The sequence below is a fragment of the Wolbachia endosymbiont (group A) of Rhinocyllus conicus genome (assembly GCF_947250775.1).
Classification (GTDB): domain Bacteria; phylum Pseudomonadota; class Alphaproteobacteria; order Rickettsiales; family Anaplasmataceae; genus Wolbachia.
Map to the genome: position 1 here is coordinate 1,126,220 of NZ_OX366349.1, position 16,520 is coordinate 1,142,739.

Genomic DNA, 16,520 nt, shown 5'->3' on the forward strand with positions numbered 1-16,520 from the left:
TAAAGGTAAAGTATGCAAGAAAAAATAAAAAGATTATTGAAAGATTGTTTTGCACATTTAGGAGAGCAAGCGTTGTATGAGTCAAGGGATAAGTCGTACATGGTGCAGATATTAAAGCAACAGCCAGATAAATTATATGGAATTGGTGAAGGACAATTTGTAGGAGAAATTTTGACTTTAGAAGTAAGTGTGTTTGATGTATTAAAGCCAATGGTGGGAGATACTTTTTCCATAGGTAGTTGTAGATACAGAGTACACTCACCGCCACTCAGAGATAACTCTGGAATGATCTGGAAAATTCAAGCGTCAGGGGTGTAAATGCGTGTTGAAATTGGAATAAGCGGCAGCATTGAGAAAATAATTCAAAGTATTGAAGCTAGCCAAGCTAAGATAACACGAGCAACAGTAAGAGCATTAAACAAAACGGCATTGTGGACAAAAGAGCAAGCTACGAAAGAACTAAGTAAAGATGTGCAAATAAAACGGCAATTAATCAGAAAAAGATTATGGATAACCAGAGCAACAAGAAATTATCAGAGGGCTCTAGTAAAGATAGGGTTATACGGAGTAAAATCTTCAAAGCTTGGCAATATGAAACAAATGGCAAAAGGAGCAAAAGCAGGAAAACATATGTTTGAAGGAGCATTTATTGCTAAGATGCCAACCGGACATAGAGGTATTTTTAGACGAAGAGGAAGGACAGCCTTGCCGATTCATGAAGTTACTGTACCGATCGGAGAAAATGTACAAAAGATAGTAAAAGAAATGGCTAGTTATAAAACAGGAAAAGTGTTTGAGGAATATTTTGAGCATGAGTTGAATGTTCTTTTAAAGAAGCAATGAAAGAATTTTGGAAAGGTTTACATGAGGCAATTTGTAAAACGCTAAAAGAAGAAATCCCAGCAATACAAACGTGCGAAGTGTATAGAGCAGAGCGTCGGGAAATAATAGCCCCAGCAGTATTTGTAGAGCTTGCAAGTTTAGAACCAGGAAAAGACCCTGGGACTGAGGAATTAGCGTTGAGGGCTAGATTTGAGGCAAGAGTAGTAGTTGATGGAACAGTCGAGGATTCCTCGATAGTTGTGAGAGAATTAGCAACAGAAGTTGCAAGAGTAGTGAATAAAAATACTTGGGACGTGGAAAATGTTTCAGCAGGTGAATTTATATCAGCAGGAGGAGATGATTTTAGGCCAGAATTAGATGCATATCTAGTGTGGATGGTTGAATGGGTGCATGAAATCCATGTAGGCAAGTCAATATTTTCAGGCGGAGTTACGCCGCATATTATAGAGATAGGTGAAGTACATGTTAGACCATAATTTTGCGATTGCAGAGCTAAATAGAAGGCTAGCGAACATTATTCGTATAGGTCTAGTTAAAGAAGTAGACTATGAAAAAGCAAGAGTGCGGGTAAAGGTAGGAGAATTTTTAACCGATTGGTTACCGTGGATAACAACAAGAGCGGGAGAAGATAGAAGTTGGTTTTCCCCAGATATTGATGAGCAGGTGATGGTATTATCGCCATATGGAGAGTTGTCATTAGGGGTGGTGTTACCGGCAATTTATCAGCAGAAGTATTTTCCCTCGGAATGCCGAAAAGACGCGCATATTTTAGAATTTAAGGATGGAACGAAATTATCGTACGATAAGGAGAATCATCATCTTGAGATTGAAGTAGTAGATAAAATAACGCTAAAAGTTGGAAAATCGAGTATAGAGATGACAAAAGAAGGAATAAAACTTAAGGGAAGGAGAGTTGATCTCAATTGACATGAGAAGAGCTATAGTTTGTATAGGAGATCATTGCATGGGGATACCGGTTCATGTTTGTATGAGTGGAAGTAACGACGTTTTTGTAAACGGTAGATCTGTTTGTCGAAAAGGAGATATCTTAACTCTAGGTGAGAAACTAACGCAAGGGTCAAACAGCGTATTTGTCAATGGTATTGGCGTAACAAGAACAGGAGACTTGGCATCGTGTGGTTTTCATGTAATGAGTATTAGCAAAAATGTATTTGCGAGCTAAAAATGCGTGGGATGAGCAATAAAACGGGAAAAGAGTTGGAAGGACTAGAGCACCTGAAACAGTCAATAGTTGATATTTTGACCACACCAATTGGTAGTAGAATCATGAGAAGAGATTACGGTTCAAGATTATTTGAATTAGTAGATAAGCCAGTAAATCGTGATTTTACATTAGAAATTTACGCAGCAACCGCTGAGGCATTGCAGAAATGGGAAAAGAGGTTCAAACTGGAAAAGGTAAAAATTACAGAGGTAAAAGAAGGGAAAGTCACAATTTCTTTGGATGGGATTTATCTACCAAATGGGGAAAAGATTCGCTTTGATGGAGTTGTGGTATAAAGATGGAGCAGCCTAACATTATTGAGCCACTGAACTTCGAAGAAATCTTTTCACGTATGAAGGAGGAGTTGATACGTCGAGACTCAAGTTTTACAGCATTAGTAGAAAGTGACCCAGCAATAAAGATTTTAGAGGTAGCAGCATGGCGAGAACTTTTGCTCAGAGAAAGAATAAACGAAGCAGCAAGGGGCAACTTACTTAAGTTTGCAAGGGGAGAAGAACTTGATGATTTAGCTGAATTTTACGGAGTGGAAAGGGAGAACGGGGAAAAGGATGAACGATTTAGAAAAAGAATCAAGGCAAGAATAGTTGGCTCAAGCACAGGAGGAAATTATCGGTATTATGCATTATCAGCAGATACGAGAGTAAAAGATGCATTAGTAGAATCACCTGTACCAGGAAAAGTACAAGTTTCAATCTTATCAACAGAATTATCCACACTGCCAGAAGAATTACTAGAAATTGTCAGAAATCAGCTAAACAGGGAGGATGTGAGGATTTTAACAGATACAATAGAAGTGGTAAGTTGCAATATTATAGAAATAGATATCCACAGTAAAATTAGCATTAAAAGACCAGATATTATTGAAACGGTGAAGAAGAAATTTATCGAAAAATTTGAAACAACGAAAAGATTAGGATGGAATGTAACAAGGTCGTGGATTATAGCGAATTTGTTCGTAGAAGGAGTAGAAAACGTAGAATTAATAGGGCCAAAAGAGGATGTTGTGGTACTGGGGAATGAGTGTGCTTTCTTAAAAAGTTTAAATGTTGAGTTGAATTAATGCTATTACCCCCAAACGCAACAAAACAAGAAAAAGCGCTGATTGATGCAATCGATTACAAAGTAGACCCAAGCTGTGTAAAAGGATTTAAATTTAGCCCAGGGGAAAAAGTATTGCCGTGGATAATAGAGGAATATGGGTTAGAAGAAATTCTATCATGGGTGAAGGATAAGAAGAAATCGATTAAAGAAGGAGTAAAATTTCAGCGTTTAAGAGGAACACCAGCGTCACTAAAAATAGCATTAAAATGGGCAAATATAGAAGATATTACGATTATTGAAGAGCCACCCGGAGAACACTTTTTTGAATTACAGATAGGGATAAAAGATGTTCCGAAAGACTTCTTTGTTGATGCAGTAGTAGAACTAGCAAAACTATCATTACCTGCAAGATCACGGCTAATGAGGATTTTTAACGATTATTATAATGCGCAGAGATTTATATTGGATGAGAGTTTATTTGGAGATCTTCTTTCTGACTATTCGGGGGTAAAAATAGAAAAAGATGGACCAGTGTTATCATTTGGAAGAGTAAATTTTTTCAGGTCAGAAGGTCCATTAGTAGAGATTATAGATAGTTACTTGCGAGATCATTATGAACGAGCTTTGAGCAATGATATATATTGCCTAGATGTAGCAATACTTGGAGAAACCGAGTCCCACATGAAGAATTACAGAGGCATCTATGAAAGAAATCATGTGTGGTATAACTTCAAAGCGTTATATCCGCTACCACAGAGCTTATTACCTGAGATTAAGTTTGCGAAAGCGCAGATAGTATTGTCGGATAGTTGGAGTTTAGGAGAAATAAACGCATGTTTTCCAGTAAGTAGTATAGAAGAGAGGGGAAAAAGGTTTTTACTAGGAAGTGATAAGCTATCTGAACAAGTGTGGAATTTAAAATACAAGCCAATTTTAGAAAGATTTTTTGCCGTTCACCACTATCAAGTAAAGAATTTCTCTACCCCCAAAATAATAAGATTTAGCGTAGCAGAACACTACATTCATTTTGAAAACGAATTGGATTCAAAGCAAAAAAATGCAACATACGAGCTAGAAAACTACATTTTAGTATTTTACGGAGGCGTTTTAACTTGGCACGAACATCGACATTTGAACAGGTCCTGGGAAGAAAAACAACCTATATGCTTAATGAATTAAATACATATATTTATATCTTCATACACTACATTAACATTCGGTAAAAATGTGTGTTTTTTGAAAAAAAGAAGTTGCTTTTCCATGCCAAAACAGCTATAAATTAGGTAGGTGTAGGTAAACATAAGAAATTGATCTTGCACTGAAGTGAGCCAAATTGGCGACTTTATGTATGTTTTTATAGTGGGGTAACTAAAATGTTCAATTTAAATAAAAGACTGGAAAAATTAAAGGAGAATTCATTTCGTGGAATAAATGAAAAAGACGCAGCAGGTTGCACAATATTGCACCGAGCAGCACAAGTGTCAAATCCAGAAGTAATAAAGTTATTAATAGAAAAAGGTGCAGGTACAAACGATAGAAACAATAGAGGCGAGACACCATTGCACCTAGCGGCATTCTATGGAAAGGTAGAGAATGTAAAAGCACTGATAGAAGGAGGAGCAAATGTAAATGCTATAGATGATGGAGGATATACGGCATTACATAGTGCGAGCTTAATGAGTTGTGAAAAGACAGTAAGGGAGCTAATAAAAGGAGGGTCAAATATTAATACTGGGAACTACATAGGAAGGACCCCCCTACATGAAGCAGTATTTATGAGGGAAATAGGGAACGTGAGGGCAATATTAGAAGCGGGAGGTGACGTAAATGCGAAAGACCAAAAAGGATATACACCACTACATATAGCATGCAAGACAGGAGAAACAAAAGAGATAATAAAAGAGCTAGTAAAAGCTGGAGCAAATGTAGAGCAAAAGGATAAATTTGGCAAAACAGCAATGTATTATGCGAGAACTGAAGAGTTGCTAGAAAAACTAAGGGAGTTGTCGGAGCGGACAGTAGATGCGATATTTAGCCTAGATTTAAAAGAAAAAGGAGAAAGAAGGTTTGAAGAAATAAGGGAAAAGTTAGAAGAAGCGCCATTGGTCAAGAAGGCACTGATGGAAGTGGAAAAAGAGCTAGAAGATATGGATGAGAAGATAAAAGGGCTATAAAAAGAGCTTTCTGTAAGAGAAGGGAGTAAAAGGGTTGGCTACAAGATAATAGGAAAAATAGGAAGCCTAAATTTAAAAGAAAAAGCTGACAACAGCAGGAGAGGAACCGCTTATTATTTAACAGATTAAGTATATAGATTTATATCTTAATCTAATATGCGAAAAAAATGTGTATATTTTGTAAAAAAAACTTGCTTTTTATGCCAAAACAGCCCTAAGTGAAAAAGTAGCTAGTAAACAAACAAGATTTGCTAAGCGCTAAAGTGAGCCAAATTGGAGGCACTTTAAATTGCATTAATAGCTGAGGAACATTATGGTAAAATTTAGTAAGAAAGAAAGAGAAGAGTTTAATAAGTCGTGGAAAGAGGTATTAGATAACTCAATAGAAAATATTAATAAAAAAGACACAAAAGGAAGGACGATATTGCATTACGCGGTGGGAATGCCAGATCCAAAAAAAGTGAGGTTATTAATCAAAAAAGGAGCAGATATAAATGTGGCAGATGCGGGACAATATAGACCATTGCACTTAGCAGTAATGGGACAACGTGTAGAAAATACAAAGGAGCTGATAAAGGCAGGAGCAGAGATAAACGCAGTGGAACGAAGTAGCAAATTTGCCGCGTTACACCTGGCATGCATGGTGAGTGAGGTAAAAATAGTAGAAGAACTAGTAAAAGCGGGAGCAAATATAGAGCAAAAGGATAAATCTGGCAAAACGGCAATGGATTATGCGAGAAATAATAAAGAGATAAAAGAAGTGTTAGAGAACGTAAAAATCGCAAATAAGCAGAGAGAGTTCATAGAAAAATAAGGGTCGTATCAGCAGCAGGTGTGATAGTGGCAAAAGAAGAGCTTGTGAAAATTTAGAAGGGCTGTGGCTAAGAAAGAGGTGATTATGGAAAAAGGGAAATTTTATCATTAGAGGGAAAAAAGAAGCTTGATGATTTGGGAGAGTGCTCAATTGATGAAAGATAGCGTATGTGTTTCTAAAATTTTGCATAAAAGCTGAGAGAAATAAAGGTTAACAGTTGCGTCTTTTTCGCAAGAGTAATGGATTTATGGAAAAAAGGAGTGCCTGAACTATGAAAACATTTACAGGAGAAATTATGAGAAAGAGAACGTTAACTGTGACCTGTCGATATGAGCCTGATCAGTTAGCAGATAAACATTTATCAGAAGCTTACGAGCAGTTACTAAAATATTCGGTAAAAAGAAATAACGAAAAGGAGGTGGAAAAAAATGATAACGGTGGCCTTATATGCGAGAGTTTCATCGAGGAGCCAAGCGCAGAACAATACAATAGAGAGCCAAATTGCAGAGCTCAAGCATAGAATTGCTGCAGACAAACACGAGTTATTAGATGAGTGTGAATTTAAGGACAATGGCTTTAGTGGGTGGAATTTAGAGCGTAGAGGTTTAGATGAGTTACGTGATAAAGTAGCAGAAGGTCAAATTAATAAAGTTTATATTCATTCACCTGACCGGTTGTCAAGGAAATCTGCACACCAAATGATATTACTTGATGAATTTGAGAAAGCAGGAGTAGAAGTAATATTCTTAAATCATGCAAATGAAAATAATCCAGAGTCTAAATTATTACTAGGAATGCAAGGATTAGTGTCAGAATACGAATGTACAAAGATTATGGAAAGAAGTCGTAGAGGGAAACTCCATGCAGCAAGAAAAGGTAGTGTAAGTGTAATGAGCAAAGCACCTTATGGTTATCGATATATAAAAAAGCATGTAACAGGAGAAGCCAGATTTGAAATTAATGAAGAGGAAGCAAAAGTAGTGCGCAAACTATTTGAGTGGATAGGTCAAGAAAGAATAGGTATAAGGGCAGCTACACTGAGGCTAAAAGAGAGGTCAATTAGAACAAGAACTGGACAGGAGAATTGGTATCCAGCAACAATTTGTGGCATATTAAGAAATCCTACATGTAAAGGACACGCAGTTTTTGGTAGAGTAAGAAGGATTGAAACAGCATCATGGAAGGCAACAGGAAGAAGGTCTAAACAAAAGATGAAAAAAGTTTCTGTCCACCGTACAGATAAAGAGAATTGGATTTATATACCAGTACCAAAAATAGTTGATGAAGAATTATTTGATGTAGTGCAAGAGCAGCTGGATGAAAATAAAAAAAGAGCAAGAATGCAGAAAGTGAAAGGAAAAGAGAGAAATCTACTACAAGGTCTAGTTGTATGTCAAAACTGTGGATATGCTTATACCGGTTCGCATTGTAGAAGTGGGGAAAAAACATATAGCTATTATCGTTGTAATGAGCGTGTTATGATTAATAGTTACGGTAAATGTAACAATAAATATATCCGTGCAGATATGTTAGAAATGGTTATATGGGAAGAAGTAAAAAGTTTGTTAAAGGACCCAGAGAGGATTAAAAAGGAGTACCAACGTAGAGTTTCAGAAAATAAAAATGATGAATCATCAGATAAAAAATTTGCAAGAAGGGAAAGTCAAATAAAACAAGGTATCGAAAAACTTATGGAAGATTATTATAGTCAAGAAAATGCAGGCGGGGAAAAATATATAAGTGAGGAAGAATTTAAGCAGACAATGAAAAAAATGAGGGAACGTTTAAAAGGGATGGAAGAAGAAAAGAAAAAGGTTGTTGATCAAAAGACACTACAGAAGAGAATGAGCCTTATTATCAATAGTATAAAGGGTTTTTATTCTAGTGTTAAATCGAACCTAGACTACCTAGATTGGCAAACTAAACGTGGTATTGTTAGGACATTAATAAAGCAAATTAACATTGGTCTTGACAAGGTAGAAGTGACATTTCGGATCAAAGAACTAGCGCAGGAGGAGAATTTGCAACATTGTATTAAACGCGTTGGCGTTTTTTAAGCCTTAAACGCTGCAATTTAGCTGCTTTTAAATGCAACTCACCTTAGTTTAAATGTTTAAGAAATTTACTAAGCAGAAAAAAAGGCAAAAGAAATCCCGTGTTAGCTAGTTGTCACTTTCTAATCCTGCAAATTGGCGTTCTCTACTGTCTTAAACGCTTTGTAAGCGCGTTTCGGCTTATATAGCTAGAAATGTTGTGAAGACATAAGGTGCACATAGTGCGAAAAATTAAAAATAAGACGCCAAGTACGTTGTTTTTTTTGCTGTTTAATCTGCACAGATGAAGATAACTGAATACCTTCAGTACCATGATAAGAGGGCTGGCGGAGTTTGTCAAGTAGGTTTTTTCGTCTCTATTCCCAATAAAAGTTCGTTATTGGTTATGCAGGAAGTCTAATACTGTCGTAAAAGGAAGTTTTCTTGTGCGTGTGAAACTTTTTTTCCAACACAATGGATCTTCTGAAAAGTTTTCGAGTATATTGTATTTTTAATTTGTAAAATAAGATTTTTCCCTTTTTGCATGTTTCACCTAAAAAGGACACATTTTAGACTTCTTTGTTGAAATAAAACAGAAATAAAAGTGCTGTTTATTGCAGCTTTTGGGTAATTTAATGGTAAAAATTTTAGAGAGAAATTTTACACACAATCGCAGACATTTTTCCTTAAGTTGACGCCATTGAGTGAACGGTTACCTTAATTAGAAGTCTAGCTTTAACTTTAAATGGACTACTCAACCGTGACAGACTTAGCTAAATTTCTTGGACAATCGGCATCTAACCCTTTTTTTGCTGCAGTATAGTAAGCAAGGAATTGCATAGCAACACTATAGATGATAGGAGAGATAAAATTATCAGTGTCTGGAAGTTGCACCACATCTGCGCAAACTCCCCTTAGGAATGGCGCTCCTTGCTTATCACTGAAGGCAATTACTTTGCCTTTTCTTGCAATAATCTCTTGTATATTAGATAGCGTTTTAAAGAATAAACTATCATAAGGGATAATTGCTATAACAAGCACAGTAGAGTCTATTAAAGCAATAGAACCGTGCTTCATTTCTCCCGCTGCAATGCCAATGGTATTAATGTATGAAAGCTCTTTTATCTTCAATGCGCCTTCCATTGCAACTCCGTATGAACTTCCTCTGCCGATTAAAATAACGTTATTGTGTTCTAATATACTGCCCGATATATGTTGTATTTGCATCACATTCAAAACGTGCTCAACATACTCGGGAATAGAATTGATAGCACTGCTTAGCTGTTTTATTCTCTCTCCACCCAGTATACCTTTTATTTTTCCAAGCTCCACGGCAAAGCATGCTAAAGTTGCAAGTTGCGCAGAAAAGGTTTTTGTTGAAGCAACACCAATTTCTGGTCCAGCAAGAGTATGTAACACAATATCTGAGATCTTTTCAATGCTGCTGTTAAATGTGTTAGTTATACTAATGATTGTTTGCTTCTGTGATTTCGCATAACGCAGCGCTTCTATGGTATCTGCAGTTTCGCCAGATTGAGAGATGAATAACCCAATGCTGCCTTCTTCTAGCTTGACGTTGCTATACCTAAATTCTGATGAGATTTCTAGATATACTCGAACTTGAGCGACACTTTCCAGCCAATATTTTGCTATTAGCCCGGCAAAATAAGATGACCCGCATCCAACTATAGTAATGTAACTCCGCTCAGAAAACAATTTTTTGTTGACCTCTTTATATTGCTTGTAAAATTGATTTATTGTTTTGTTTAATGCACGCGGTTGCTCAAAAATCTCTTTTAACATGAAGCTAGGATACCCATTTTTGCTAATTAGAAAATCACTTGGACTACTATTTTCTATACTACGTTTAACTTGTGTACCATTGTTGTATATACTAACTCCACTAGATTTTATCACTGCAATGTCGCCATCTTCCAAATACGATATTCTTTCCACAAATGCACTTAAAGCATTAGAGTCAGATGCAGCAAACACTGTGTTACAGTTATAGCCTATTGCTAAAGGCAAATTTCTCTTCGCAACAAATAAGGCATCTGGATATTCTGCAAATAATAAGACCAAGGCAAATGAGCCATGTAAGTTGTTTAAACACTTAAATAGAGAATCAACTGGCGACAATCCTTCATCAAGATATAAGGTTAGCATATTTGGTATGATCTCTGTGTCAGTATCAGTATGGAATAACATTCCCCTTTCTTCTAGACCCTTTTTTAGCAGATTGTAATTCTCAATTATGCCGTTATGAGCAACAACAACATTATTTGTATGAATGGGATGAGCATTTTTAAGGCCTGGAACTCCATGTGTAGCCCAGCGAGTATGTGCTATACCAACTGTACTGTGAGACATCTTGCTTTCATCAACAACTTCATACAATCTTTTAACTTTACCTTCTGATTTTTTGACTTCTATCTCGCCTTCGTTATTTATGATTGCTATACCTGAGGAATCATATCCCCTATATTCCAATTTTTGCAACCCAGTTAGTAAAGTTGGTATTACTGAATCACCGCTACTTACTACACCAAATATTCCGCACACAAATGGATCACCAAATGAACTTTCTTTTAAAGTTATGCAGCATTTTTGCCTTTATCATCTTTTCCCTTTTTACTTTCCTCTGGTGGTTGATTTTTATTCTTTTTATCACTCTTTTCGATTTTGCCTTTTTCAATTGGTTTAGCTGCCACTTTTTGAGTTTCTTTGTTTAAAACTTCAGATATAGCGGACTTTAGGACTTTCACCTCAACTTTTGGTGCTATTTCTATTATAAATTGTGCATTTGCCTCATCAACTTTATTAACTTCACCTATTATCCCGCCAGAAGTAATGACTGTATCACCACGTTTTATTTGATCTATAATTTTTCTATGTTCTTTTAGTTTTTTGTGGTTTGGGCGAATAATGAGAAAATAAAATACCACAAATATTAAAATCAATGGAATAAAACTAGCAAAAGATGCGCCGATACTTGATGCATTGCTAGTTGCATCTGCTGCAAAAACTTCAGAAATGAGCATATTTAATCCTAATTGTTAATGATAAAAACAAACCTATTTAAGTATTAATTACAATACCATGCCATGTCAAGTCTGGTGAAAACGTTTCTAAATAACGGCAATAATATTGCGGATTTTAGGTTATGCTAAAACCACTATGGCGGGAGTGATGAGACTTGAACTCACGACCTCATGCGTGACAGGCATGCGCTCTAACCAACTGAGCTACACCCCCCCTAATTTCTTTTTAGCGTTTTCGGGCTTCGACTTTAAAGCTAATAAACATGTTGCCCTTTGTCAATATTTTTTGTTTGCGCTTTGCTGTCTTTTCTATTACTATGTAAATAATTTAATTTCACACATGGCTTGTACAAGTAGTCCCATTAGGGTTATGCCATGGAAGATAAACTATTTGGAGGAATGATATATGACAAATTTGCCTGAAGTCACTGTGCGTGATTTAGCCGAATCTGGTGTACATTTTGGTCACAAAATTAGTCGCTGGAACGCAAAAATGGCTCCATACATATATGGAGTGCATCAAGAAAATCGTATACATATAATTGACTTGCGAAAAACATTACCATTGCTACAGGTGGCCATGAAGGCTTTATATGACGTTGCATCTCAAGGTGGTCGCATTCTATTTGTTGGTACAAAGTTTCAAGCTTTTGATATTATTGCAAGTGAAGCGATTCGTTGTGGTCAATATTATGTGAATCATCGATGGCTTGGTGGTATGCTTACTAATTGGGGCACTGTTTCTTCTTCGATAAAAACCTTGATACAATATGAGAAAATATTAAATGACGAGGATAGCATTTTAACAAAGAAAGAATTGGGGAACATTGAAAAGAAAAAGCAAAAGCTTGATAAGGCGCTTGGTGGTATTAGAGAAATGGGAGCAATTCCTGATATCTTATTCATCATTGATACTAATAAAGAGCATATTGCGGTTAAGGAGGCTAAAAAGTTAGGAATTCCAATAGTTGCAATACTTGATACTAATTCTGATCCAGATGATATTACTTATCTAATACCTGGAAATGATGACTCAAGAAAATCAATAGAGCTCTATTGTAAATTAGCTACCGACTCTATATTAGCTGGAATAGAGTCTAGTCTAGCAAGATCTGGAGTTAAGATTGATAATATAAAAGGTGATGAGTTTATTCAAGAAAAAGAAGATAGTATTGTGCAAACTAAAAGGAAACGTAGTAAAGTTTACAAAGAAGAAGAAAGGGAGGTAGTAACAAATGAAGATGAATCCAGATAATATAAGGGAATTACGTGATAGGACAGGGCTTGGCTTAAGTGACTGTAAAAAAGCATTAGAAGAATGTGATGGTGACATCAAGAAAGCCGTTGATAAGTTGCGTACAATAGGTCTTGCTAAAGCTGACAAAAAATCTGATAGAGTAGCTTCAGATGGGCTCGTTGCTATGTGTTTGACTGAAAATTATGGTGCATTGGTTGAACTCAATTGCGAAACCGATTTTGTTGCAAGGAATGAGAAATTTATAGAGTTAGTTTCAAATTTAGCATCAATTGCTCATCAAGAACGCTGTATCAGCGTTGATGAGTTAAAAAATGCCAAGTATGAAAGCATTGGCACAGTGCAGGAAGCTATTATGAATGGTACGTCAGTTCTTGGTGAAAAGTTAGAGTTGAGCAAGCTTTGTTACCTAGAGACTAAGGATGGAGTTGTTGCTGGTTATGTACACGGTGATGTACGTGGTTTAGGTAAAACTGGCGCTTTAGTTGCATTGCAATCACCCGGTGATAAGGCAAAGTTACAGGAAATTGGAAAACAAATAGCGATGCACATAGTTGCTATGAAGCCTGAAGCTTTGTCTATAGATGATTTAGATCAAATGAAGTTGAAAAATGAACGTTCTATAATTGAAGAGCAAGTAAGGAGCTTAAATAAACCTGAAGAAGTAGCAAAAAAAATAGTAGATGGACGAATGGCTAAGTACTATGAAGAAGTTGTTTTACTAGAACAAAAGTTCATAAAAGATGATAAAATGAAGGTTTCTGATTTTATAAAATCAAGCGAGGTGAGTGCTATTAAATTATCTGATTACAAGTTACTTGTTTTGGGCAGTGCAAACTAAATGGCAAGAAATGTCTTCCTTAGCAGATAAAGTAAAATACTCTAGAGTGTTGTTGAAGATCTCTGGTGAAGCTTTGATGGGGTCACAGTCTTTTGGCCATGATATGGGAATAATAAGCCAATTATGCAAAGATATAGCTGATGTTAACAGGCTTGGAGTTCAGGTATGTATTGTTGTTGGTGGTGGTAATATCTTTCGTGGCGCATCTGCGTCTTTAAGTGGCTGTGAAAGAGCAAGCAGTGATTATATTGGAATGCTTGCAACTATAATCAATGCTTTAATTTTACAAAACTTTTTAGAAAAAAATTTAGTAGCTTCTAGGGTATTATCTGCAATACCCATGGCCACTGTATGTGAACCTTACATAAGAAGGAAAGCTATTCGTCATTTAGAAAAAGGTAGAGTGGTAATTTTTGCAGCAGGTACAGGCAACCCATTTTTTACTACAGATACAGCTGCTGCCTTACGTGCTGTTGAAATGAATTGTGATGTTATTCTAAAGGGTACACAAGTAAATGGTGTATACTCCGCTGATCCGAAAAAAAATGAGGATGCTGTAATGTATGATAGGCTTTCTTACACGGATTTATTGACTCGTGATTTAAAAGTTATGGATGCATCAGCAATTTCACTTGCTCGTGAGAATTCTATTCCAATTATAGTTTTTTCTTTGAAGGGAGAAAAAATAGTTAATATTATTAAGGGTCAAGGTACTTATACTATAGTTTCAGATTGTAAACAGTAGGTAATTTATGTTAAATGAAATAAAAGCTAAAACAAAAGAAAGAATGCTAAAAACTATTCAGTCCTTTCATGATGATATTAAAGGCGTACGCACTGGTAGAGCTAGCGCATCGTTGCTTGATGGTATAGTTGTAAATATCTATGGTGGACATCAAAAGTTAAATCAGGTTGCAGGCGTTTCAGTTATAGATAACAAAACCCTATCAATTAAAGTTTGGGATATTAATGTTGTAGGTGAAGTGAAAAATGCTATATTAAATGCCAACTTGAATTTAAATCCTGTTGTTGAGGGCAATACCATACGTATAGCTCTTCCGGATTTAACACAAGAAACCCGTGAAAAATTAGTAAAATTATTGCATCAGTTTTCTGAAAATGCGCGGATTGCCATCAGAAATATACGCAGAGATGTTATGGAAGAAATAGAGAAAATGAAGGGAAATAAGGAGATCTCAGAAGATGATTTTCATGGTGCTAAGAAGGAAATACAAAATATTACTGATGATAATATAAAAAAGATTGATGGTGAATTGTCCATCAAAGAAAAGGATATATTGCATCACTAAGGTAATATGAAAGAAACCTTCAGTAGTGAAAAAGAAAAAATTATATGCAAAGGTGTCATGGAAGTAGTCGACACACAACTGTATGAACGTTGCAATATTGCACAGTATTATACAGTAAATGATGTCATTCCAGTGTCCTCTTTTTTGTCATCCCAGTGCCTTTTTTCCCTGTCATCCCAGTGTGTAACACTGGGATACATCTTATTTTCATCATGGACATTATATGCTCTAAGAATCTGTTATCCATTTCCCTCTTTCCTGTTATCCCAGTGCGTGACACTGGGATACATCTTATTTTCATCATGGACATTATATGCTCTAAGAATCTGTTATCCATTTCCCTCTTTCCTGTCATCCCAGTGCGTGACACTGGGATCTACCTTATTTTCATCATGGACATTATATGCCCCAAGAATCTGTTGTTCATTGCATAATTTGCAAATATTTTTATACTTAGATCCCAGTGTCACGCACTGGGATGACAGGAAAAAGGGCTACTGGGATGACACCTTTCAAGTAGAGATTGCTACTAAATCACTATTTTTGTACAGTGATATGTTAAGCACTCAGATGATATCGGGTGGTTTAGGTGAACTTTAAATGTTGAATCAAGAATCTTTACCGAAACATTTAGCAATTATTATGGATGGTAATGGTAGATGGGCGAACAATCAAGGAAAGGTAAAAATTGATGGTTATAAAAAGGGCAGTGAAGTTGCATACGATATTGCCAAGTATTGTACGGACCTAACCATACCCTACTTAACTTTGTATGCATTCTCTATGGAGAATTGGCTTAGACCCAAAAACGAAACTGACTGTCTATTTGATTTATTTTACTCCGTTTTAACTAATGAAGATAAAGTCAATTTCATTTGCAACTGTAACATTAAGTTGAATTTTATTGGCAATTTAAGTCTGTTATCCAGTAAAATATTGGATCAAATTAAAAAAGCAGAAGAAATGACACATAAGAACGATGGTTTATTACTCACTGTGGCAGTCAGTTACGGAGCAAAGCAAGAAATTACACAAGCTATAAGCAATATTATAAAAGAAAATATTGCTTATGTATCAGAAGAGGAATTTGAAAAATTTCTATATACTAAAGATCTGCCAAAATTGGATTTATTAATTCGCACTGGCGGCGAAAAAAGGTTAAGCAACTTTTTATTATGGCAAGCAGCTTATGCTGAATTATATTTTTGTGATACTTTATGGCCTGATTTTTCTTGTCAAGATTTGAGCAAAGCATTAGAAGATTATACAAAAAGAGAGAAAAAATATGGTAGATAATAATTTTATAATTAGAATATTGTCCTCAATAGTAATATTATTCATATTTTCTTTTGCTACATATTTCAGTGATTTATCGTTTTACCTATTGATTTTTTCAATAGCAGTTTTATCTTCTTTTGAATGGTATAATCTAACCCAAGGAAACAAAATTTTATACGTTTTCGCATTATTATTGATTGCACTACCAAGCGCCTCATTAATATATTTATATAACCTACCACAGGGAAAATACGCATTAGTATGGTTCGTCTTAACCATTTGGGGAATTGACATTACTGCCTACCTATTTGGTAAGAATTTTGGTGGAGCTAAAATTTGCCCAATTCTTAGCCCTGGAAAAACTTGGACAGGACTTCTTGGTGCGATTTTAGCTGGAGTAGTGTGCACAATTTTTGGATCAATATTTTTTGGTCTATTTTCAATTTTTTATTCTCCAATCATTGGTCTTGCAATCGCTATTCTAGCGCAACTTGGCGATTTCACTGAGTCGCTTGTTAAAAGAGCTTACGGTGTTAAAGATAGTGGAAGTATGATACCTGGCCATGGAGGAGTGCTCGATCGTATGGATAGTTTCATTTTTACTGCCCCTCTTCTTGCTATTTACATAAGCTAAGTCTGCAGAA

General features: G+C 35.8%; 21 protein-coding genes, 1 tRNA gene and 1 pseudogene. 19 read left to right on the forward strand and 4 right to left on the reverse strand.

The genetic code is table 11. The annotated features are described in order from the left end of the window. The first annotated feature begins 12 nt into the window (after nucleotides 1–12). The 12 genes from OOK92_RS05560 (at nucleotide 13) to OOK92_RS05615 (ending at nucleotide 8,175) form a co-directional block, all read left to right on the forward strand. On the forward strand, nucleotides 13–318 hold the full coding sequence (locus tag OOK92_RS05560) for a head-tail joining protein (RefSeq protein ID WP_264735493.1): 306 nt from the start codon (nucleotides 13–15) through the stop codon (nucleotides 316–318). Next, nucleotides 319–843 carry a phage tail protein gene (locus tag OOK92_RS05565; protein WP_264731111.1) on the forward strand — a complete coding sequence of 175 codons (525 nt, stop codon included), beginning with the start codon at nucleotides 319–321 and terminating at the stop codon, nucleotides 841–843. It begins immediately after the preceding gene. Next, the gene (locus tag OOK92_RS05570; protein WP_264735494.1) at nucleotides 840–1,319 is read left to right on the forward strand and encodes a hypothetical protein; all 480 of its coding nucleotides are present in this window, start codon (nucleotides 840–842) and stop codon (nucleotides 1,317–1,319) included. The genes OOK92_RS05565 and OOK92_RS05570 overlap by 4 nt, the downstream gene beginning before the upstream one ends. Continuing rightward, nucleotides 1,306–1,770: a phage baseplate assembly protein V gene (locus OOK92_RS05575; RefSeq protein ID WP_264735495.1), complete on the forward strand. Its 465-nt coding sequence runs from the start codon at nucleotides 1,306–1,308 to the stop codon at nucleotides 1,768–1,770. Before OOK92_RS05570 ends, OOK92_RS05575 begins: the two co-directional genes overlap by 14 nt. Before the next feature lies 1 nt (nucleotide 1,771). Beyond that, a complete protein-coding gene (locus OOK92_RS05580; RefSeq protein ID WP_264731107.1) occupies nucleotides 1,772–2,026 on the forward strand; it encodes a PAAR domain-containing protein in 255 nt (84 codons plus the stop codon). 2 nt (nucleotides 2,027–2,028) lie between these two features. Further along, nucleotides 2,029–2,364: a GPW/gp25 family protein gene (locus OOK92_RS05585; RefSeq protein WP_264735496.1), complete on the forward strand. Its 336-nt coding sequence runs from the start codon at nucleotides 2,029–2,031 to the stop codon at nucleotides 2,362–2,364. A 2-nt stretch (nucleotides 2,365–2,366) separates the two neighbouring features. After that, nucleotides 2,367–3,149, forward strand: coding sequence for a baseplate assembly protein (locus OOK92_RS05590; RefSeq protein ID WP_264735497.1), 783 nt, complete (start codon nucleotides 2,367–2,369; stop codon nucleotides 3,147–3,149). Continuing rightward, nucleotides 3,149–4,309 carry a phage tail protein gene (locus tag OOK92_RS05595; RefSeq protein ID WP_264735498.1) on the forward strand — a complete coding sequence of 387 codons (1,161 nt, stop codon included), beginning with the start codon at nucleotides 3,149–3,151 and terminating at the stop codon, nucleotides 4,307–4,309. The genes OOK92_RS05590 and OOK92_RS05595 overlap by 1 nt, the downstream gene beginning before the upstream one ends. Nucleotides 4,310–4,503: 194 nt before the next feature. Next, nucleotides 4,504–5,304 (forward strand): ankyrin repeat domain-containing protein, encoded by an 801-nt coding sequence (locus OOK92_RS05600; RefSeq protein ID WP_264735499.1) that lies wholly within the window; start codon nucleotides 4,504–4,506, stop codon nucleotides 5,302–5,304. Between the two features lie 313 nt (nucleotides 5,305–5,617). Further along, complete coding sequence (locus OOK92_RS05605) at nucleotides 5,618–6,118, forward strand: ankyrin repeat domain-containing protein (protein ID WP_264735500.1); 501 nt, start codon at nucleotides 5,618–5,620, stop codon at nucleotides 6,116–6,118. A 271-nt stretch (nucleotides 6,119–6,389) separates the two neighbouring features. Then, entirely contained in the window at nucleotides 6,390–6,638 is a 249-nt protein-coding gene (locus OOK92_RS05610) for a hypothetical protein (RefSeq protein WP_264735501.1), read from the forward strand. Beyond that, entirely contained in the window at nucleotides 6,547–8,175 is a 1,629-nt protein-coding gene (locus tag OOK92_RS05615) for a recombinase family protein (RefSeq protein WP_264735502.1), read from the forward strand. Before OOK92_RS05610 ends, OOK92_RS05615 begins: the two co-directional genes overlap by 92 nt. A gap of 385 nt (nucleotides 8,176–8,560) precedes the next feature. On the opposite strand, the pseudogene OOK92_RS08490 reads toward OOK92_RS05615, so the two are convergent. The 4 genes and pseudogenes from OOK92_RS08490 to OOK92_RS05630 form a co-directional block, all read right to left on the reverse strand. Further along, nucleotides 8,561–8,697 (reverse strand): annotated as a pseudogene (locus OOK92_RS08490) (IS4-like element ISWosp8 family transposase); the annotation flags it as partial. Nucleotides 8,698–8,901: 204 nt separating this feature from the next. Further along, on the reverse strand, nucleotides 8,902–10,713 hold the full coding sequence (glmS, locus tag OOK92_RS05620) for a glutamine--fructose-6-phosphate transaminase (isomerizing) (RefSeq protein ID WP_253309670.1): 1,812 nt from the start codon (nucleotides 10,711–10,713) through the stop codon (nucleotides 8,902–8,904). Between the two features lie 32 nt (nucleotides 10,714–10,745). Next, on the reverse strand, nucleotides 10,746–11,192 hold the full coding sequence (gene yajC, locus OOK92_RS05625) for a preprotein translocase subunit YajC (RefSeq protein ID WP_253302548.1): 447 nt from the start codon (nucleotides 11,190–11,192) through the stop codon (nucleotides 10,746–10,748). Nucleotides 11,193–11,329: 137 nt separating this feature from the next. Then, nucleotides 11,330–11,406, reverse strand: a tRNA-Asp gene (locus OOK92_RS05630). Nucleotides 11,407–11,598: 192 nt separating this feature from the next. Between OOK92_RS05630 and rpsB the strand changes: the two genes are divergently transcribed. Genes rpsB through OOK92_RS05665 form a run of 7 tightly spaced genes read left to right on the forward strand, consistent with a single transcriptional unit; the run spans nucleotide 11,599 to nucleotide 16,510 of the window. Next, nucleotides 11,599–12,447, forward strand: a complete 849-nt coding sequence (gene rpsB / locus OOK92_RS05635) for a 30S ribosomal protein S2 (protein WP_253309669.1) — start codon at nucleotides 11,599–11,601, stop codon at nucleotides 12,445–12,447. Beyond that, nucleotides 12,428–13,288 (forward strand): translation elongation factor Ts, encoded by an 861-nt coding sequence (gene tsf / locus OOK92_RS05640; protein WP_264732175.1) that lies wholly within the window; start codon nucleotides 12,428–12,430, stop codon nucleotides 13,286–13,288. Before rpsB ends, tsf begins: the two co-directional genes overlap by 20 nt. Nucleotides 13,289–13,298: 10 nt before the next feature. After that, nucleotides 13,299–14,033 (forward strand): UMP kinase, encoded by a 735-nt coding sequence (gene pyrH / locus OOK92_RS05645; RefSeq protein WP_182182811.1) that lies wholly within the window; start codon nucleotides 13,299–13,301, stop codon nucleotides 14,031–14,033. Nucleotides 14,034–14,040: 7 nt separating this feature from the next. After that, nucleotides 14,041–14,598 carry a ribosome recycling factor gene (gene frr, locus OOK92_RS05650; protein ID WP_164224746.1) on the forward strand — a complete coding sequence of 186 codons (558 nt, stop codon included), beginning with the start codon at nucleotides 14,041–14,043 and terminating at the stop codon, nucleotides 14,596–14,598. A 6-nt stretch (nucleotides 14,599–14,604) separates the two neighbouring features. Beyond that, a complete protein-coding gene (locus OOK92_RS05655; protein ID WP_264735503.1) occupies nucleotides 14,605–15,198 on the forward strand; it encodes a hypothetical protein in 594 nt (197 codons plus the stop codon). Continuing rightward, nucleotides 15,199–15,894, forward strand: a complete 696-nt coding sequence (gene uppS, locus OOK92_RS05660; protein ID WP_015589050.1) for a polyprenyl diphosphate synthase — start codon at nucleotides 15,199–15,201, stop codon at nucleotides 15,892–15,894. Next, nucleotides 15,884–16,510 carry a phosphatidate cytidylyltransferase gene (locus OOK92_RS05665; RefSeq protein ID WP_264732170.1) on the forward strand — a complete coding sequence of 209 codons (627 nt, stop codon included), beginning with the start codon at nucleotides 15,884–15,886 and terminating at the stop codon, nucleotides 16,508–16,510. The genes uppS and OOK92_RS05665 overlap by 11 nt, the downstream gene beginning before the upstream one ends. Nucleotides 16,511–16,520 lie beyond the last annotated feature (10 nt).

Bases quoted from the DNA above. Each gene is read 5' to 3' on its own strand.
- OOK92_RS05585 (WP_264735496.1), top strand. From the start codon at position 2,029: ATGCGTGGGATGAGCAATAAAACGGGAAAAGAGTTGGAAGGACTAGAG.
- OOK92_RS05590 (WP_264735497.1), top strand. From the start codon at position 2,367: ATGGAGCAGCCTAACATTATTGAGCCACTGAACTTCGAAGAAATCTTT.
- OOK92_RS05655 (WP_264735503.1), top strand. From the start codon at position 14,605: ATGAAAGAAACCTTCAGTAGTGAAAAAGAAAAAATTATATGCAAAGGT.
- frr (WP_164224746.1), top strand. From the start codon at position 14,041: ATGTTAAATGAAATAAAAGCTAAAACAAAAGAAAGAATGCTAAAAACT.
- OOK92_RS05560 (WP_264735493.1), top strand. From the start codon at position 13: ATGCAAGAAAAAATAAAAAGATTATTGAAAGATTGTTTTGCACATTTA.
- OOK92_RS05595 (WP_264735498.1), top strand. From the start codon at position 3,149: ATGCTATTACCCCCAAACGCAACAAAACAAGAAAAAGCGCTGATTGAT.
- OOK92_RS05615 (WP_264735502.1), top strand. From the start codon at position 6,547: ATGATAACGGTGGCCTTATATGCGAGAGTTTCATCGAGGAGCCAAGCG.
- OOK92_RS05605 (WP_264735500.1), top strand. From the start codon at position 5,618: ATGGTAAAATTTAGTAAGAAAGAAAGAGAAGAGTTTAATAAGTCGTGG.
- OOK92_RS05600 (WP_264735499.1), top strand. From the start codon at position 4,504: ATGTTCAATTTAAATAAAAGACTGGAAAAATTAAAGGAGAATTCATTT.
- OOK92_RS05610 (WP_264735501.1), top strand. From the start codon at position 6,390: ATGAAAACATTTACAGGAGAAATTATGAGAAAGAGAACGTTAACTGTG.
- uppS (WP_015589050.1), top strand. From the start codon at position 15,199: ATGTTGAATCAAGAATCTTTACCGAAACATTTAGCAATTATTATGGAT.
- OOK92_RS05565 (WP_264731111.1), top strand. From the start codon at position 319: ATGCGTGTTGAAATTGGAATAAGCGGCAGCATTGAGAAAATAATTCAA.
- OOK92_RS05580 (WP_264731107.1), top strand. From the start codon at position 1,772: ATGAGAAGAGCTATAGTTTGTATAGGAGATCATTGCATGGGGATACCG.
- OOK92_RS05575 (WP_264735495.1), top strand. From the start codon at position 1,306: ATGTTAGACCATAATTTTGCGATTGCAGAGCTAAATAGAAGGCTAGCG.
- rpsB (WP_253309669.1), top strand. From the start codon at position 11,599: ATGACAAATTTGCCTGAAGTCACTGTGCGTGATTTAGCCGAATCTGGT.
- OOK92_RS05570 (WP_264735494.1), top strand. From the start codon at position 840: ATGAAAGAATTTTGGAAAGGTTTACATGAGGCAATTTGTAAAACGCTA.
- OOK92_RS05665 (WP_264732170.1), top strand. From the start codon at position 15,884: ATGGTAGATAATAATTTTATAATTAGAATATTGTCCTCAATAGTAATA.
- pyrH (WP_182182811.1), top strand. From the start codon at position 13,299: ATGTCTTCCTTAGCAGATAAAGTAAAATACTCTAGAGTGTTGTTGAAG.
- yajC (WP_253302548.1), bottom strand. From the start codon at position 11,192: ATGCTCATTTCTGAAGTTTTTGCAGCAGATGCAACTAGCAATGCATCA.
- tsf (WP_264732175.1), top strand. From the start codon at position 12,428: ATGAAGATGAATCCAGATAATATAAGGGAATTACGTGATAGGACAGGG.